The organism is Azonexus sp., assembly GCF_041909095.1.
Classification (GTDB): domain Bacteria; phylum Pseudomonadota; class Gammaproteobacteria; order Burkholderiales; family Rhodocyclaceae; genus Azonexus.
This window is the reverse complement of record NZ_JAYREB010000004.1, coordinates 190,102-205,583: the sequence shown is the minus strand read 5'-3', so window position 1 is coordinate 205,583 and position 15,482 is coordinate 190,102. Positions and strand designations below refer to the sequence as shown.

The window sequence follows — 15,482 nt, the reverse complement described above, 5'->3', positions numbered from 1 at the left end:
GCCCGGCCGGTCGCCAGGGTTACAATCCGGCCCATGTTGCCCCTCCCGGCTCTTTCCCCCTTGCTGCAACGCCATCTGCGCTGGCTCGCGCCCTGCCTTTTCCTCGCCGCCCTCGCTGCAGCCGCGCTCCAGGCGCCGCGCGACACGGCAACCGGTTTGGTCGTGCCGCCCGCCCGCCCCGCCCCGGCAGCGCCGCCGCTTTACCAGGCGCGGATGCTGCCCGGCACCGGTTCCGCTGCCGCCAGCCCGAGCCTGGCCCGGCTCGCCGACGGCACGCTGGTTGCCGCCTGGGTCGGCCGCGCCGGCGGCAAGTACGCGCAGGACGCGATCTGGTTCAGCCGCCTGGTCGACGACCAGTGGCTGGAGCCGCTGCCGCTGACCACGCTGGAAGACAGCGCCGGCACCGTCTTCGCCCACCTCGACCGCCTCGCCCAGCCGGTACTCGCCGCTGCCGGCGAGCGTCTACAACTCTGGTACAGCGCCAGCGGCACCGGCGGTCTCGGCGGCTTCCTGCTGTACAGCGAGTCGGACGACGGCGGCCACCACTGGCGGCGGCCCACCCTGCGCCGCACGACGCCACTCGCCAGCCGCGCCCCGCTGGCACAGACGCCGCTACCGCTGGCCGACGGTGGTTTCGGCCTGCCGCTCAGCCAGTCCGGCCTGAACCGCCACGCCACCTGGCTGCGCGTCGACCGCGCCGGGCGCATCGTCGACCAGCGTCGCCTGCCGGCCGGCGGCGCCTACCCGGCCATCGCCGCCACCGAGACCAGCAGCGCGATCGCGCTGCTGGCGACCTTCCCCGGCCTGACCGGCGCACGCAGCGGCGACGGTGGTCAAACCTGGCAAACGGCGCCCGCCCCGGCGATCGCCAACCCCGGCACGCCGCTGGCGCTGCTGCGCCTGGCCAGTGGCCGCCTGCTGCTGGCCGGCAACGAAGGCAGCGGACGCGGCCGCCTGACGCTCTGGTTGGGCGACGCGCAAGGCAACAACTGGCAGCTGGCACGCCGCGTCGAGGACGCCGCCGACGCCACCGCCGATTTCTCCGAACCGGCGCTGCTGCAAGCCGCCGACGGTCGCATCCACCTCATCTATGCCTGGCGCCGGCAAGGTATCCGCCACCTCAGCTTCAACGAGCCCTGGCTCACCGGAGGCCAGCCATGAACCTGCTTGCCGCCTACGGTCTGCTCGCCCATGGCCTGATCTTCGGCGGTCTGGTCAGCCTGCTGCCGCTCGGCGTGCTGCGCCCGCACGCGGCGCTGGCGGGAACCACCGTTGCCCTGCTGGCCGGCATCGCGCCGGCGCTGCACGCGCTGTTCGGGCCGCCCTCGCTGACCCTGCTGATCCTGGCGCTGCTCCACCTGCAGCAGCGACCGCTGGTGCCGCTGACCTACCCGGCGGCGCTGGTCGTCGTCGGTGTCGCCGCCCTCTTCTACCCGGCCGCACTCGGCTGGGGCAGCTTCGACCCCTACGCCCTCGGCTACCAGCCGCTGCCCTTGCTGGCGGCGCTGCTGCCGCTCGGCATCATGCTCTGGTGGAAGCGTCTCGACGCCTGGCTGCTGATCCTCGCCGCCGGCCTCGCCGCCTACGCCGGCGGCCTCTTCGCCAATCTCTGGGACGCCTTGTTCGACCCGCTGCTCGCCCTTCTCGCGCTGGGCGTTGTCCTGCGCGGACTGGCGATCCGTCTGATCGTCGTCCGGCGACGCTGACCGAACACCGGAACATCCTGCGCCGCCATCGTCACGGATATTCCATATAATTATGCCGTTACATTATTTGCCGAATTGGTGTGCAGCATCCATTTGCGAGGAAAATCGATGGCATCGAAAAACGTGGAAATCGTCGTGACGAACTCTGTCGTCGCCCATTACGAAGCACGCTCCTACCCCGACCAACAGACCGACGACGCAGGCTATTACCCTCTCTACTAGGTACCGGTGCATCGCATCCTGGTCAGGGGCAAAAATGCGGCAGGCGCGGCAACCAGCATCGAATTCATGGCGCCCCGTTTCATGCCCTACTTCAACGATCCGGCGCGGCCCGACCCGCACTACGGCCTCAAGGGATGGGCCAACGCCGGCCTGTCGTCGGCCAACCGGATCAAGGTTTCCCGCTACAAGCAGGATTACGCGGTCCACAACCGCTATTCGCCCGGCCGCGGCGCCATCGTCCTGCGCAGCACCTTCTACATCCACGCCGGACCGGCCACCCTGAACGACTGGGGATTCGGCTCCGCCGGCTGCATCGAGATCATCGGCAACTACGACGATTTCAAGAATGCCATCGCCGGACTGTCCGGCCTGTCGAACGCCTCCTCCGACAGTGCCATCGAGGCGCTGGTCGCCGCCGGGAAATTGACCGTCGTCATCCAGGGCGCAAAAGTCCCCGATATCCGAAACAACCAGACCCGCAGGGTTCACGACTGAAAGGCCCGCATGAAGACCTTCGCTGCGGCGATCACCGCCTGTTTCCTGGCAATTCTGGCAGCCCCCGGCGAGGCCGGGGCGCAGGTTCAAGCATGTACGCACAAGCTGGCGCCGATTACCGACGAGCACCTCGCCCAGGCCGTTGCAAGCCTGCTGCGCCAGCATCCCGAGCTGGTGGTTCAAACGGACGATGCGCCCTGTCGGCACGCCAGGGAGACGGCTCGGGCAATCTTCCGGACGGTAGGTCGCGATCACCTCAAGCATCTGACCGGCCACGAAGTAGTCAAGCTGATCAACGGCGAAAGCTATTTCACGGTGGAGCGTTTCCGAAGCGCGGCGCCGGGCGAACTACAGAAACTCGCCGGCGCCCTGGACGACGTGCGCGGACGCAAACTGCGCAGCGAAGCCAACACGGTCTACGCATATTTCCTGAGCGACGACAGCCTGATCCTGATGATTTCTTCCGCCGCCGGGCGGGAGGCCAACGCGGCGCTGTTTGCCGAAATCCAGCGGGGCTTCCCGGCACCGGCGCAGTAGCGCGCCGCCCCGGCCGTTTCAGGAGCGCAGCGCGTCGTTGATCAGGGTGCGCACGCTGGACGCCTCGAACGGCTTGTCGCAGATGGCCGAGACGCCAGCCCGCTCGACTGCGGCGAGGCGCCCCATGTTCTGCTCGCTGGTCACCATCAGCACCGGCACGTCGGCCTGCCAGCTCTGGGTGCGGATGTATTCGGTAAGTTCACGGCCGTCCATTTCCGGCATGTTGTAGTCGGTGATGACCAGATCGAACAGGCTTTCCTGAAGCACGGCGACCGCTTCCCGACCGTTGGCGCATTCGGTGATGCGGGAGATTCCCAGTTCCTCGAGCAGGCGCCGCAGGTAATGGCGGGAAGCGACGCTGTCGTCGACGACCAGCACGCGCAGCGCCTCGATGTCAGCGACGTCGAGCTCTTCCGGCGGGTTGAGGTTGTCCACCGCGGCATAAAGGGCGCGCGCCAGTTGCTGCTCGGTGAAGGGCTTGGCGACGATGGCGCAGGCGCCGGACTGGCGGATCGGTTCAAGCAGCTGCGGCCGGGTTTCGCTGGACACCAGGATGAAGGGAATGGTTTCCAGCATCGGCTCGGCGCGCATCGCCATCACCAGTTCGGTGCCCGGCATGTCCGGCAGGTAGAGGCTGCTGATCACCACCTGCCCGGGATCGGGATCGTTCAGCGCGGCGAGCGCCGCACGCGCTGAAGTCACCGCCGTCACCCGCCTGACGCCCTGATGTTCGAGCATGCGCGTGACGAGGTTGGCCTGCATCTGCGACGGTTCGACCAGCAGGACGACGAGTTCGGCCAGCGAGGAGGTCAGGGCCATGCGGTGCTCTCCGGGAACGACGATAACCCTCACTATAGCAGCGCGCCGCTTACTTGAAGCGGGCGGCGACGGCGGCGACGCGCTCGCCGAAGCGGCGCGCGGTCTCGATGTCGCCGGCGGGGATTTCGGCGGCGCCAGCGTCGGACGGGCACTGCACCATCAGGCCGACCGAACCGCCCAGGCTATTGACGTCGTTGCGCGTCGCCGCCTTACTGTTGCTCGGCAACATGCCGAGCGACACCCACAGGCCGCCGTGCTGCGAGGCCAGCGTTTGCAGGTAGGCCAGCGTTGAGCCCTTGTCGCCGATCAGGCTGGCGCTGCAACTGAAGCCGGCGAACAGCTTGTCCTGCCAGGCGCGGGTGAACCAGGCCTTGGACGAGGCGTCGGCGAACTTCTTGAACTGCCAGCTCGGGCCGCCCATGTAGGTCGGCGTGCCGAAGACGATGGCGCTCGCCGCGGCGAGCTTCTCCCAGGCGCCTTCGGGCAGCTTGCCCTCAGCGTCGATGGCGAGCAGTTCGGCGCCGGCACCGGCGGCGACGGTTTCGGCAACGCGCTGGGTGTGGCCGTAACCGGAGTGATAGACAACGATAACTTGGCTCATGGTGTTTCCTTTCGCGGGTGAAGTCATGATGAATTCTGTTGAATGAATATATTGCTTTGGCGCCATGTTAAGCCTAGAGTTCAGCCGAAAATAGCGAACAATTTCGGCCGATTCGTTCAGTAAATTTCATATGAAGATCACCCTCGACCAGCTCCAGGTACTCGACGCCATCGACCACCATGGCAGCTTCACCGCCGCCGCCGCCGTGCTGCACCGGGTACCGTCGGCGCTGTCGCACGCCGTCGCCAAACTGGAAAGCGACCTCGGCACCCCGCTCTTCATCCGCGAAGGCCGCCGCGCCATCCTCAACGACGCCGGCCGCAGCCTGCTCACCGACGGCCGCCACCTGCTGCGCGCCGCCCAGGAACTGGAACGGCGCGTGCAACGCATCGCCACCGGCTGGGAAGCCGAGCTGCGCATCGGCATCGACGCCATCATCCCCAGCGAACGAATCTTCCCGCTGATCCGCCGCTTCTACGACGCCGGCCACCACACCCGGATCAGTCTGGCCAACGAAGTCCTCGGCGGCACCTGGGACGCCCTCGCCGCCGATCGCGCCGACCTGGTGCTCGGCGCCCCCGGCGATCCACCGGCGCGCGGCGGCATAAGCAGCCGCCTGCTGTGCCGGACGGTGATGCGTCTGGTGGTCGCCGCCGGCCACCCGCTGGCCAGCTGGCAAGGGCCGCTGCCGAGCAGCGAACTGATGCGCCACCGCGCCATCGTCATCGCCGACACCTCGCGCGAACTGAGCGCCCGCACCATCGGCCTGCTCGAAGGCCAGGACGTGCTGCGCGTCCCCGACATGCGCGCCAAGGCGCAGGCCCAGATCGCCGGCCTCGGCGTCGGCCACCTGCCGGCCTGGCTGGCCGACCCGGAAATCGCCGCCGGCCGCCTCGTCGAACTGCAGCTCGCCGACCCCCGACCCGCGCTGCAATCGCACATCGCCTGGCGCAACCGGCAGATCGGCAAGGCACTGCGCTGGTTCCTCGACGAACTGGCCCAACCGGCGACGCTCGCCATGCTAAGCGAGGGGCTGGGCAGCAGCTGAGCGGGTGCAGCGTCTCGACGGGCTGCGCGCCGGCGGCAGCCGGTGCGTGCCAATGGCATGCAACAGGAATCCATTCATGCTAACGTGCCGCCCCGTCCGGCCCTCCCTGATGCTGCGCCGCCCCATGAAAAGATCTCTCGCCACTGCCGCCCTCTTCCTTCTGCTGGCAATCCTCGCCAGCGTCGCCATCGCCTACTGGCAGCGGGCGAAGCTGCCGCCGGCGGCAGCCAGTTTCTTGATGCGCCACCTCGACACGCCGCACTACTATCCGGCGACGCTCGACCTGTCCCGGCCCGCCCGCCTGAAATCGCTCGCCGACCTCGAGCAATGGCTGACCAGCGCGGTCTTTTGCGCCCCCGGTGCGATCCTGGACGTTCAGGACCCTGCTTTTATCCGCTCACTGCAACGGCTGGGCGTCACCGGCGCGCAACTCGTCGAGGGGACGCCCGAAGGCAGCTGGCAGTTGCCGGCCGGCACCAAGGTGCTCGGATTTCCGGCGAAGACGTTCGACTTCTGGGGTGACAGCGGTTCCGACTTCTCGGTGGTCGTGGACGGCCCGCTTGCCGACTACATCACCGCCGTCGGCGCCAAGACTTCTTTCGTCCTGCGAAACGAAGACGCGCCGGTGCTGTTCAGCCGGGAATTCGCCTACAACGCGGAGAGCTACTACGCCATCCCGGCTTACACCTACTTCCGCAGCGACAAAGCATCCCGGATCGGCTGCACCACGCTGGACATGTGAAGACAGCCGACGGCAGGCGCTAGCCCGCGCGCAACCAGCGATGCACCGCCGCGAATAGCGCTTCCGGCGTCAGCGGCTTGGCCAGGTGGTCGTTCATGCCGGCGGCCAGACAGGCCTCGCGGTCGCTGTCGAAAACGTTGGCGGTCATCGCCAGGATCGGCGTCCGCCGGTTCAGGGACTCGGCGCGGATGGCGCGGGTGGCGTCGATGCCGTTGCGGTTCGGCATCTGCATGTCCATCAGGATCAGGTCGTAGCTTTGCTGGCGGGCAAACGCCAGCGCCTGTTCACCGTCTTCGGCGGTATCGACCTGGAGGCCGGCGCCGGCGAGGAGGATTTCGCCGACTTCGCGGCTGATCGGTTCGTCGTCGACGAGCAGGATGCGGCGGCCGGCGAAATCGGCACGCAGCGCCGCTTCATTTTCCTGGGTGTCCGGCCCGGCGGAGGGCAATGGCTCGGCAGCCGCCACTTCGGGCAGACGGACGACGAACCAGAAGACGCTGCCCTGTCCGGGTGTACTGACGACGCCGATGTCGCCGTCCATCAGTTCCACCAGCTGCCGGCAGATGGCGAGGCCAAGGCCGCTGCCGCCGTACTTGCGGGTCATCGAGCCGTCGGCCTGCTCGAAGGCGGCGAAGATGCGCTGCTGGTCGGCGCTGCTGATGCCGATGCCGCTGTCCTCAACCTCGAAACGCAGTTCGGCAAGGCCATCGCCGCCATCGCGGCGACTGACGCGCAGCGCGACATCGCCGCGCTCGCTGAACTTGATGGCGTTGCCGACCAGGTTGATCAGGATCTGCCCCAGGCGCAGTGCGTCGCCGAGCAGCGAGACAGCAGCCAGCACCGGCGGCAGATCGATGCGCAGGCGCAGGCCTTTCTCGGCGGCGCGGTGGGCGAACAGGATGTCGATGTTGTCGAGCACGCCGGCCAGCCGGAACGGCGCCTGCTCGAGGTGCAGGCGGTCGGCCTCGATACGCGACAGGTCGAGAATGTCGTTGAGGATGGCGAGCAGGCGTTCGGCGGAGCGCCGCGCCTTGTCCAGTTGTTCGCGTGGCCGCGGCTCGGCGACCTGTTTCAGGGCGAGCGCGATCATGCCGAGGATGCCGTTCATCGGCGTCCGCAGCTCATGGCTCATGTTGGCGAGAAAGCTGGTCTTGGCGCGGCTGGCGGCTTCCGCCGCTTCCTTGGCGGTGAGCAGTTCGCTGGTCCGCTCGTCGACCATGGCTTCGAGATGTCCCTGGTAGTCGCGCAGCGCGGCGTTGGCTTCGGCCAGCTGGGCGGTACGCTCGTCGACCCGCTGTTCCAGCCCGAGTTGCAAAGCGCGCAGACTGTCGGTCATGCGGTTGAAGGAACGGGCGAGTTCGCCGATCTCGTCGTCGACATCGACGGCCGCCCGCGCTTCGAGCTGGCCGGCGGCAATTTGCCGGGTGGTGCCGATCAGGCGGTTGATCGGCAGCAGGATGCTGCGGCTGAGACGGGCGGAAAGCGTGGCGGCGAGCAGCAGGATGCCAAGGAAGACCAGCACCATCAGCGCGATCGATGTCGGCGTCTGCCTTTCGATCGACTGTCGTTTCTGCTCACTGAGCGCCAGCGCGGCCGCATTCAACTGACCGACGATCTCGGCCAGCCGCTGCTCGCCAGTTTCGCTGCTGGCGCGAATGCGCAGGTAGGCAGTGAAGCTGCCGACGTAGTCGCCGGCGTCCTGAAGGATGCGATAAACGTGGCGCTGTGCCTCGCTATCCTGCCCCGGCACACTGCTGCGCAGACCTTCGAGATCGGCGCGCAGTTCGGCGAGCAGGGGCGGCTCGCCAGCCCGCGACGATTCCTGCAATGCCCGCTCCTGCCATTGCAGGCTGAGCAGGCGCAGCAGCAGGTTGTCGAAACGTTCGCGGTCGCTCAGCGAGGCAAAGCGCAGCCGCCGGTCGCCGAGCGCCCCCGGCAGGCGCTGCCCCACTTGCAGGGCGCGGCTCTCCAGCGCTGCCCGCTGGTCGACCTCGATCGAGTATTGCTGGAACTGCTGGCGATAATCGTCGAGCAGGGGCAGGAGGACGGCGTAGGCGGCGTGGCGCTCCGGCGTCGCGGCAATCCGCCGGTCGAGTTCGGCCAGCGCGGCGAGCGCCTGAGCCTCCGCCTGACGCGCCCGCTGCCGCGAAAATCGCTCGGTCGCGTCACGCAAGCGCATGATGTCGCCGATGATCGCGGCCAGGGTTTCCTGTTCGCTGACCTGGCGGGTGATCGAGACGGCGGTGTAGATGCCGACCAGGGCATTGGCGGCAACCAGCAGGACCAGCGCGGCGAAACTGAGCTGGATCTTCTGCCGGAAACCGAGATGCTCAAGCCATTTCACTGAACGACCTTCCCCGGGCGGGCAGCGAAAGCCGTCGCGGCGTCGGCGGCCAGTTGCCGGGCAATTTCCGGATAGCTCTGCGGGAAGGCCAGGAAATCGGCGAAGGCATCGAGGCCAAGGCTGGCGACGGCGGGCGGCGCCGCCAGATCGAAGGCGAAGGTGAAGATCGGACTGCGGCCGATGTCGTCGCGCACTCGCTGCTGCAGTTCGTTGTAGGCGCTGGCCGGCACCTGGCGATTCGGCGCCAGCGCCCCGGAGCCGCGGCTGAACGCCTGCTGCGCGGCGGCACCGGCGAAATAGGCGAGGACGGCACGGGCGCCCGCCGGATTGGCCGCCTGCCGTGGCAGCACCAGGCCGTCGATCGGCCCCATCGCCACCCGCGGCAGTTGCGGATCGATCACCGGGAAGGGGAAGAAGTCGAAATCGCGGCCGGCCTCCCAGCCGTGCGCAGGATTGGTGAAATAGCCGATGTTCCAGGTCCCCATCAGGGTCATCGCCGCCTCGCCGCGATAGACCATCTCGTTGGCACCGCTGTCCCAGGCCAGGCTGTTCGGATGGGGCTGGCGGTTGAAATAGCCGGCGTCGAGCAGGCGCTTCCAGCGGGCGAAAACGGCCAGCACGCGCGGATCGTCGAAGCGCGCCTCGCCGTTCATCAGACGCTGGCGGAATTCGTAGGGGACGCTGCGCAGCAGCAGGAAGTCGAACCAGAACTGCGCCGGCCACTTGTCGCGCGCACCGAGGGCAATCGGCGTCACGCCAGCCGCCTTGAGGCGCTCGCAGACAGCCAGGAACTCGTCCCAGCTGGCTGGCGGCTGCAGACCGTGTTCGGCGAACAGGCGCTTGTTGTAGAAGATGCCGATGTAGTGCTGGGTCAGCGGCAACAGGTATTTGTGGCCGGCGTACTCGCTCGCCGCCTGCGTCACCGCCGGGGAGAAGACAGCATCGAGGCCGGCGCTGGCCCAGACGTCGTCGATCGGTTGCAGCCGGTCGACGATCGCCGCCGTGCGGGCGCCCGCCCAGTTGGAATAGAGGTCGGGCGGGTTGCCGGCCTGCAGGGTGTCGCGGATGCTGCTCTTGAAGGCTTCATGGTCGAGGGAAACCGCCTTCAGTTCGTGGCTCGTGTTCTGCGCATTGAAGGCCTGCGCCGTCTCGCCGACGCCACCGCTCAGGGAGTCGCTGAAGTAGTGCAGGAAGGTCACCGTGCTGCGCGGCGGCTTGGCCGGCGCCACTTCCTGGCCGCAGGCGGCGAGCAGGCAAAGGACCAGACTGCCGAGCAATTGCCAGCCTTTGATCGTCATTTCCCTCTCCCTCGCCGCAAACGAGTCAGCATCTTATCCCGACTCCATCGCTGGCGGCACTCCCGCCTGCGCCGCCGTCAACTGCTGCCGCCGTTCCGGCAGGCGCAGCAGCGGCAACACCTCGCAGTAGCGCAGTTCGGCCTCGTCGGCAAAGACGACGCCGGCGACGCCGGCGCCCACCTCGCGGGCGACCGCCTGCAGCCGCGCCCGCCAGTGCTCGAGCACCGCCGGCCAGTCCGGGAAACGCGCCGGATCGAACAGCTTCTGGCGGCCATCGGCCAGCCCGGCGACGCCGGGCAGCAGGTCGCCAGCGTCGGCGACGCCGGTGAAGGCGGGCTTGTCGGCGAGCACCTTGGCGAAAGCGACGCCGGCCACGTCATCCGCCACCAGCGCCGCGTAGATCGGCAGTTGCGGCTCACTCAGGCGTTCGCTCGCCCAGTTGCGGACGTCGATGCTGGCGCCGGTCTTGTAGTCGATGATCAGTTGGCGGCCATCTTCCAGGCGGTCGATGCGGTCGGCCACCACCTTGACCCGGATGCCCTCGATGGCGACTTCCTGCGCCTGTTCGCAGGCGGCGACGGTGAACGGCTGCGGCCGCTCCGCCTCGAGCGCCAGCCAGCGCTCAAGCAGGCGGCCCAGGCGAGCGCCTTCGAGCTGCCGGAAGCGCGCCGGCAGGCTGCCGCCCAGCGTCTGCTCGAAGCGCGCCAGCGCCGTCGCGACAGCGCCAGCGATGGCCGCCGTCCGGGCGGTGGCGTCCTGCGCGGCGAGCGCCTCACTGCCGCCGCAAGCGCGCCAGAAGGCTTCGAGCGCCGCATGCACCAGGGTGCCGCGGGCGGCCGGGTCGAGCCCGTCGACCGGCGCTTCGAGCGCCTGGGCGGCGAGCCGGAAACGGTAGAAGGCCCAGGCCGGACAGATCGCCTGGGCGCGCAGCAGCCAGCTACCGCCGGGCACCGTCTCGCCCGGCGCCAGCGGCGGCGCCATGGCGTCGGCCAGCGCGACGCGCCGGTCGGCCAGGGCCAGCCGGCTGGCCAGCGTCGCCACCCGCGCCGTCAAGGGCTGCGCCGGCGCCAGCTCGGCGAGCAGCGGGCTCGGCCGCAGCAGGCGGTTGCCGTCGGCCTGGGCGAAGGAAAAGATCAGTTGCGGCGCCGAGCGCAGCAGGCGGGCCTGGACGCGGCGGGCGAAGTCGAGTTCGACCTCGGCGCTGGCGTGGGCGCTCCCCGCCGCCCGCTGCGCGGCGGCCGGCAAGAGCGGATTGGGACGCGGCGGCGGCGGCCAGCGGTCGTCGTTCATCCCCATCACCCAAAGCGCGTCGAATTCGAGACCGGCGCTCTCCAGCACACCGAGCACCTGCACCGCCGGCCGGCCGCGGGTTTCCGGCTGGAACACGCGATGCCGGCAGAGATCGCGCAGGCGGGCCAGGGCGGTGGCCGCACCGATGCTGCCGAGCACGCCGTCGAGCCGGCCGAAGCCGTCGAGCAGTTCGAGGAAGGCGCGCCGGGCCTGGAATTCGTGACTGGACAGCGCGCGTTCGCCGGGCCAGCCGAGCGCCGCCAGCAACTGGCGGAAATGCCGACCCCAGGCCGCCGGGCGCTGACTGCGCGGTGCCGCCGCGGCCAGCCCGTTGCCCTCGGCCAGCGCGGCCAGCGTCCGTGGACAGGGCAGTTCCAGGCGTTCGCCGAGGCGCAGCAGGGCCGCCGGCGTGGTCAGGAAGCCGAGGCGGCGGCGCTGCGCGGCGTCGAGCCGGGCGCGCGCATCGGCCTCGTCCTCGGCGCCGGCCCAGAAGCCGCCGAGCAGCAGCGCCGACAGCCGGGTCTGCTCGACGCTGCCGCGGCTGCCGGCGACCGCCAGCAACTCGAGCGCGCTGCGCACCACCGGCAGCTCGGCGAACGGCCGGCCGAGCGAGATGTTGTAGGGCCGCGCCAGGTCGGCGGCGTCGGGACGCAGCGCCGCCGGCAGCAGGACCTCGTCGAGCAGGCCGGCGAGGCGGTCGCGGACGCCGGCCAGGTCGGGGGCGACGATGCCGAGCCGGGCCTGCGGATCGGCCGCCAGACGCGCGCCGACCCAGGCGGCGACGGCGTGGCATTCGGCGCCGGCATCGGCGCCGCCGCGCACCTCGATCTGGCTGGCCACGGCCGCCAGCGGCTGCATCTCGACGCCGACGCCACGCCCGGCCAGCGCCTCGAACAACTGGCGCTCGAGCGGTGTCGGCCGGTCGAAGCCGGCGACCACGACACGCTCGGGCAAGGTGAAGGCGCCTTCATTCAGGCGCTCGATCAACCAGTGCTGGAGGCCGCCGCCATCGATCCAGCCGGCGCTGCGGCAACGCTTGAGAAAACGCGCCTGCCAGTCGGCGAACAGGCGCGACTCGTCGCCGTCGCCGCCGGCCGTCAGCCCCCATTCCCGGCACAGCGCGTGCGCTTCCTGGGCGCTGGCGGCGAGGCCGGCAAGATCGAACAAGGCGGCACCGGCGACACCACCGGCCAGCGCTTCGGCGACCACCTGTTCCCAGAGCAGACGTTCGGCGTCGGCGTCGAGCAGTTGCGGCACCGCTTCACCAGCAAGCAGCGCGGCGTCGGCCAGTTCCGCCAGCCACTGGCCGAGCGTCAGCGCCAGCGGCGTCCGCCAGACGGCGCCGGCGGCGGGCGCCGTCTGGCGCAGTGTCTGGGCCAGACGCGCGGTGGCGCAGAGGTAAAGCGTTTCGCTCATGGCGAGCCGACGAACAGGAAGATGCTCGACGCGCCGGTGGACGAGCGGCCGATGCCGAGATAGGCGGGACCGAGCGGCGTTTCGCCGCCGAGGTAGAGGGCGGTCGAATCGATCCAGTGGCGGCGCCGCGTCTGGCTCAGTTCACCGCCCAGATTGGCCGCTTCCAGCGCCAGACCGAGGCGCAGGTCGCCGCGCAGGCCGAGCGGCATGCGGCTGACGATGTGCTCGCTGCGCAGGCCGAAGTAGCGGACGCTGTCGCCCTGCAACTGATCGCGGCTGAACGCCGTCATGTTGAGGAAGCCGCCGAGGCGGGCGGCGTCGAAGCCGGGCAGGCGGCCGCGCGGCGAGCCGGTATAGGCGAAACGCGCGTTGAAAACGTTGTCGGCGACCGAGAAGGCGCCGCGCAGATCGACATCGACCCGCGCGTAATCGAGCTTCGGCGAGTTGAAATAGGCGACCCGTGCGGCCCAGCCGCGGGTCGGGAAATGCATGCGGTCGAAACGGTCGAGGTCGATGCTGCCCTGCCAGCCGCCGAAGTCGGTATCGAAGTTGGGCAGCAGCGGCAAGCCGGTATCGAGGCGGTAATGCCGGTCGCGATGCAGCCAGCCGAGGCGGGCACTGCCATAGACGCCCAAGCTGTGGCCGAGCCAGACGCCGAGCCGGCCTTCGCTGGCCTTGTACTCGGCAAGCCGGCGCTCGTCCTGGTAAATGCCGATGCGCTCCTGATCGACCCCGGCCAGCACCTCGAAGAAGACGCGCTGGCGCGCATCTAGCGGCTGGTAGTAATTGACGCCGAGGCGGTTGTGGGTGCCCAGTTCGGCGTGATAAAGCAATTCGCCGCCCAGCGCGTTGAGCCAGGTCCGGTGGTAGGCGCCGCGCAGACCGAAGGAAGCGCCGTCGCCGTCGTCAGCCTGCAAGGTGATGCCGAAGCGCAGGTAGTCCGGCCCCCAGGATTTCTCGACCGGCATCACGCGCAGCAGGTTGCGCCCGGCTTCGTTGCCCAGCGTGTAATCGACGCTCTCGTAGTGGCCGTCGCCATAGACACGCAGCAGATTATAGTCGATGCGCAGCGCGTCGACGGTCTCGCCCGGCGCGATGTCGAGCAACCGCTCGACCGCCTGCGGATTGACCCGACGCAAACCGGCGATCTCGACCGCGTCCACGCGCAGTTGCGGCGGCGCTTCGACCGTCATCGACGACTGCCACGCGGCGTAATCGGCCGGGCTCAGGCGCAGCGCCGCCAGCCTTTCCGCCACCGCCTGCGCGGCCAGTCGGCCACGCTCGGCAGCCTCGGCGTGGCGCGGAAAATCGACCGCCGTCAGGTCGCCGAGATCGGGCCGGATCAGGATGTCGCGCGGCCCGAGCAGGGCCAGCGAGCGCTCGACGTTCTGCTGGGTGAGGATGCCGATCATCTGCGCCGAGACGGTGAGCAGCGAACCGATCTCCTCGCTCTTCAGCAAGGGCGTGCCGACATCGACGGCAATCACGACGTCGGCCTGGCAGCGCTCGCGCACCTCAGCGATCGGCAGGTTGTCGACCAGGCCGCCATCGACCAGCTTGCGCCCGCCCAGCTCGGTTGGCGCCAGCAGGCCGGGCACCGACATGCTGGCGCGCATCGCCGTGCTCAGCGTGCCGTCGCGGAAAACCACCCGCTCGCCGTTGCCGATGTCGGTGGCGACGATGGAGAGCGGCAGCGGCAGGCTTTCGATGCGGCGCGCGGTACCGACCAGGCGGTTGAGAAAGAGCTTGATCTTCTGCCCGGCGACGACGCCGCCCTGGTAGCGCACGCCCTTGTCGCCGACGCCGCCTTCGGAACCTGGCGGATAGATGCGGGCGATCAGGCGATTGCGGTAGCCCATCTCGCCGTATTCCGGGTTGTCGATGAAGATGTCGCGCCAATCGACCCGTTCCAGCTCGCGGCGCATCGCCGCCGGCGTCACGCCGGCCGCCCAGGCGCCGGCGAAAAGGGCGCCCATGCTGGTGCCGGCGACACAATCAACCGGAATACGCTGTTCTTCGAGCGCTTCCAGGATGCCCAGGTGAGCGGCGCCGCGCGCGCCGCCGCCACCGAGCACCAGGCCGACCCGCGGCCGCTCCGCCGCCTGGGCAAGGCCGGCAAACAGGGAAAGGGCGAAAAGGAGGCAGCGCAGCAGGCGACGGGTCATCTTGTCCACACGTGAAAAAGCCCTGCCGAGGCAGGGCTTTCCTTTTACTGCAACAGCGAAGCTGAGCGGCAGATTACTTGGTGCCGATGACTTCGATGTCGACGCGGCGATCGGCCTGCAGGCACTCGATCAGCGACTTCGACTTCTTCTCGCTCTTGCCGCACTTGTCGCCGGTGACCGGCTGGGTTTCGCCCTTGCCTTCGGTGTAGACGCGGTTGGCTTCGATGCCCTTGGCAACCAGGTATTCCTTGACCGCGGCAGCGCGCTTCTCGGACAGCTTCTGGTTGTAGGCAGCGCCACCGATGCGGTCGGTGTGGCCGACAGCGAGGATCACTTCGAGCTTGATCTGGCCAGCCTTGGCGACCAGCTCGTCGAGCTTGGCCTTGCCTTCCGGACGCAGCACGGCCTTGTTGAAGTCGAACAGTGCGTCAGCGGCGACGGTGACCTTCTCGCCAGTCGGCTTGACGCCGGCGACAGCAGCGGCAGCGGCAGCCGGGGCGGCAACCGGCTTGCCTTCGCAGGCAGCCTTCGGCAGCAGGTCGCGGTCGCATTCGCAACCGGCCTTGTCGGCGGCGGCGGCGGCCGGGGTCCAGTAGCCGGTACGCCAGCAGAGGCCGAAACCGCTCTTGGCGACGACGTCGCGCTGGTCGATGACATAGACACGTTCCTGGGCGACGGCCGAGAAACCGATACCCGCGAGCAGGGCAACAGCGATGGATTTCTTAACGAGGTTCATGATTTTTCCGAGGGAAAGTTGTTGTTAGGAGGTGCCGGACATTCTATTACGAATCGTCACCAA

13 protein-coding genes are annotated in these 15,482 nt (G+C 68.9%); 6 read left to right on the top strand and 7 right to left on the bottom strand.

The features are described 5' to 3' along the window. The first annotated feature begins 33 nt into the window (after window positions 1-33). From ACE3OV_RS10480 to ACE3OV_RS10465, 4 genes are all read left to right on the top strand, one after another. Window positions 34-1,161 (top strand): exo-alpha-sialidase, encoded by a 1,128-nt coding sequence (locus ACE3OV_RS10480; protein WP_374327011.1) that lies wholly within the window; start codon window positions 34-36, stop codon window positions 1,159-1,161. Further along, a complete protein-coding gene (locus ACE3OV_RS10475) occupies window positions 1,158-1,706 on the top strand; it encodes a hypothetical protein (RefSeq protein ID WP_374327010.1) in 549 nt (182 codons plus the stop codon). Before ACE3OV_RS10480 ends, ACE3OV_RS10475 begins: the two co-directional genes overlap by 4 nt. Before the next feature lie 288 nt (window positions 1,707-1,994). Then, window positions 1,995-2,423: a hypothetical protein gene (locus tag ACE3OV_RS10470; protein ID WP_374327009.1), complete on the top strand. Its 429-nt coding sequence runs from the start codon at window positions 1,995-1,997 to the stop codon at window positions 2,421-2,423. A gap of 9 nt (window positions 2,424-2,432) precedes the next feature. Beyond that, window positions 2,433-2,960, top strand: coding sequence for a hypothetical protein (locus tag ACE3OV_RS10465; RefSeq protein ID WP_374327008.1), 528 nt, complete (start codon window positions 2,433-2,435; stop codon window positions 2,958-2,960). Between the two features lie 18 nt (window positions 2,961-2,978). On the opposite strand, the gene ACE3OV_RS10460 is transcribed toward ACE3OV_RS10465, so the two are convergent. Together ACE3OV_RS10460 and ACE3OV_RS10455 are read right to left on the bottom strand one after the other, a co-directional pair. Beyond that, window positions 2,979-3,779 (bottom strand): response regulator, encoded by an 801-nt coding sequence (locus ACE3OV_RS10460; protein WP_374327006.1) that lies wholly within the window; start codon window positions 3,777-3,779, stop codon window positions 2,979-2,981. A gap of 49 nt (window positions 3,780-3,828) precedes the next feature. Next, entirely contained in the window at window positions 3,829-4,380 is a 552-nt protein-coding gene (locus ACE3OV_RS10455) for a flavodoxin family protein (protein ID WP_374327005.1), read from the bottom strand. 130 nt (window positions 4,381-4,510) lie between these two features. Between ACE3OV_RS10455 and ACE3OV_RS10450 the strand changes: the two genes are divergently transcribed. Beyond that, window positions 4,511-5,428, top strand: a complete 918-nt coding sequence (locus tag ACE3OV_RS10450) for a LysR family transcriptional regulator (RefSeq protein WP_374327003.1) — start codon at window positions 4,511-4,513, stop codon at window positions 5,426-5,428. Between the two features lie 124 nt (window positions 5,429-5,552). Beyond that, entirely contained in the window at window positions 5,553-6,170 is a 618-nt protein-coding gene (locus ACE3OV_RS10445) for a hypothetical protein (protein ID WP_374327002.1), read from the top strand. Window positions 6,171-6,189: 19 nt separating this feature from the next. Here the strand turns inward: ACE3OV_RS10445 and ACE3OV_RS10440 are convergent, their stop codons facing one another. The 5 genes from ACE3OV_RS10440 to ACE3OV_RS10420 all read right to left on the bottom strand — a co-directional run bounded on the left by ACE3OV_RS10440 (window position 6,190) and on the right by ACE3OV_RS10420 (window position 15,419). After that, window positions 6,190-8,514, bottom strand: a complete 2,325-nt coding sequence (locus tag ACE3OV_RS10440) for an ATP-binding protein (RefSeq protein ID WP_374327001.1) — start codon at window positions 8,512-8,514, stop codon at window positions 6,190-6,192. Continuing rightward, entirely contained in the window at window positions 8,511-9,812 is a 1,302-nt protein-coding gene (locus ACE3OV_RS10435) for an ABC transporter substrate-binding protein (protein WP_374327000.1), read from the bottom strand. The genes ACE3OV_RS10440 and ACE3OV_RS10435 overlap by 4 nt, the downstream gene beginning before the upstream one ends. A gap of 33 nt (window positions 9,813-9,845) precedes the next feature. Then, window positions 9,846-12,518: a PD-(D/E)XK nuclease family protein gene (locus tag ACE3OV_RS10430; RefSeq protein ID WP_374326999.1), complete on the bottom strand. Its 2,673-nt coding sequence runs from the start codon at window positions 12,516-12,518 to the stop codon at window positions 9,846-9,848. After that, complete coding sequence (locus ACE3OV_RS10425; RefSeq protein WP_374326998.1) at window positions 12,515-14,683, bottom strand: patatin-like phospholipase family protein; 2,169 nt, start codon at window positions 14,681-14,683, stop codon at window positions 12,515-12,517. Before ACE3OV_RS10425 ends, ACE3OV_RS10430 begins: the two co-directional genes overlap by 4 nt. A 73-nt stretch (window positions 14,684-14,756) precedes the next feature. Beyond that, complete coding sequence (locus tag ACE3OV_RS10420) at window positions 14,757-15,419, bottom strand: OmpA family protein (protein WP_374326997.1); 663 nt, start codon at window positions 15,417-15,419, stop codon at window positions 14,757-14,759. Window positions 15,420-15,482: the final 63 nt, after the last annotated feature.

What these genes read in the sequence shown, in the direction of transcription:
- ACE3OV_RS10425 (WP_374326998.1), bottom strand. Translation starts at nt 14,683, where the DNA reads ATGACCCGTCGCCTGCTGCGCTGCCTCCTTTTCGCCCTTTCCCTGTTT.
- ACE3OV_RS10430 (WP_374326999.1), bottom strand. Translation starts at nt 12,518, where the DNA reads ATGAGCGAAACGCTTTACCTCTGCGCCACCGCGCGTCTGGCCCAGACA.
- ACE3OV_RS10460 (WP_374327006.1), bottom strand. Translation starts at nt 3,779, where the DNA reads ATGGCCCTGACCTCCTCGCTGGCCGAACTCGTCGTCCTGCTGGTCGAA.
- ACE3OV_RS10420 (WP_374326997.1), bottom strand. Translation starts at nt 15,419, where the DNA reads ATGAACCTCGTTAAGAAATCCATCGCTGTTGCCCTGCTCGCGGGTATC.
- ACE3OV_RS10435 (WP_374327000.1), bottom strand. Translation starts at nt 9,812, where the DNA reads ATGACGATCAAAGGCTGGCAATTGCTCGGCAGTCTGGTCCTTTGCCTG.
- ACE3OV_RS10470 (WP_374327009.1), top strand. Translation starts at nt 1,995, where the DNA reads ATGGCGCCCCGTTTCATGCCCTACTTCAACGATCCGGCGCGGCCCGAC.
- ACE3OV_RS10465 (WP_374327008.1), top strand. Translation starts at nt 2,433, where the DNA reads ATGAAGACCTTCGCTGCGGCGATCACCGCCTGTTTCCTGGCAATTCTG.
- ACE3OV_RS10475 (WP_374327010.1), top strand. Translation starts at nt 1,158, where the DNA reads ATGAACCTGCTTGCCGCCTACGGTCTGCTCGCCCATGGCCTGATCTTC.
- ACE3OV_RS10445 (WP_374327002.1), top strand. Translation starts at nt 5,553, where the DNA reads ATGAAAAGATCTCTCGCCACTGCCGCCCTCTTCCTTCTGCTGGCAATC.
- ACE3OV_RS10480 (WP_374327011.1), top strand. Translation starts at nt 34, where the DNA reads ATGTTGCCCCTCCCGGCTCTTTCCCCCTTGCTGCAACGCCATCTGCGC.
- ACE3OV_RS10450 (WP_374327003.1), top strand. Translation starts at nt 4,511, where the DNA reads ATGAAGATCACCCTCGACCAGCTCCAGGTACTCGACGCCATCGACCAC.
- ACE3OV_RS10455 (WP_374327005.1), bottom strand. Translation starts at nt 4,380, where the DNA reads ATGAGCCAAGTTATCGTTGTCTATCACTCCGGTTACGGCCACACCCAG.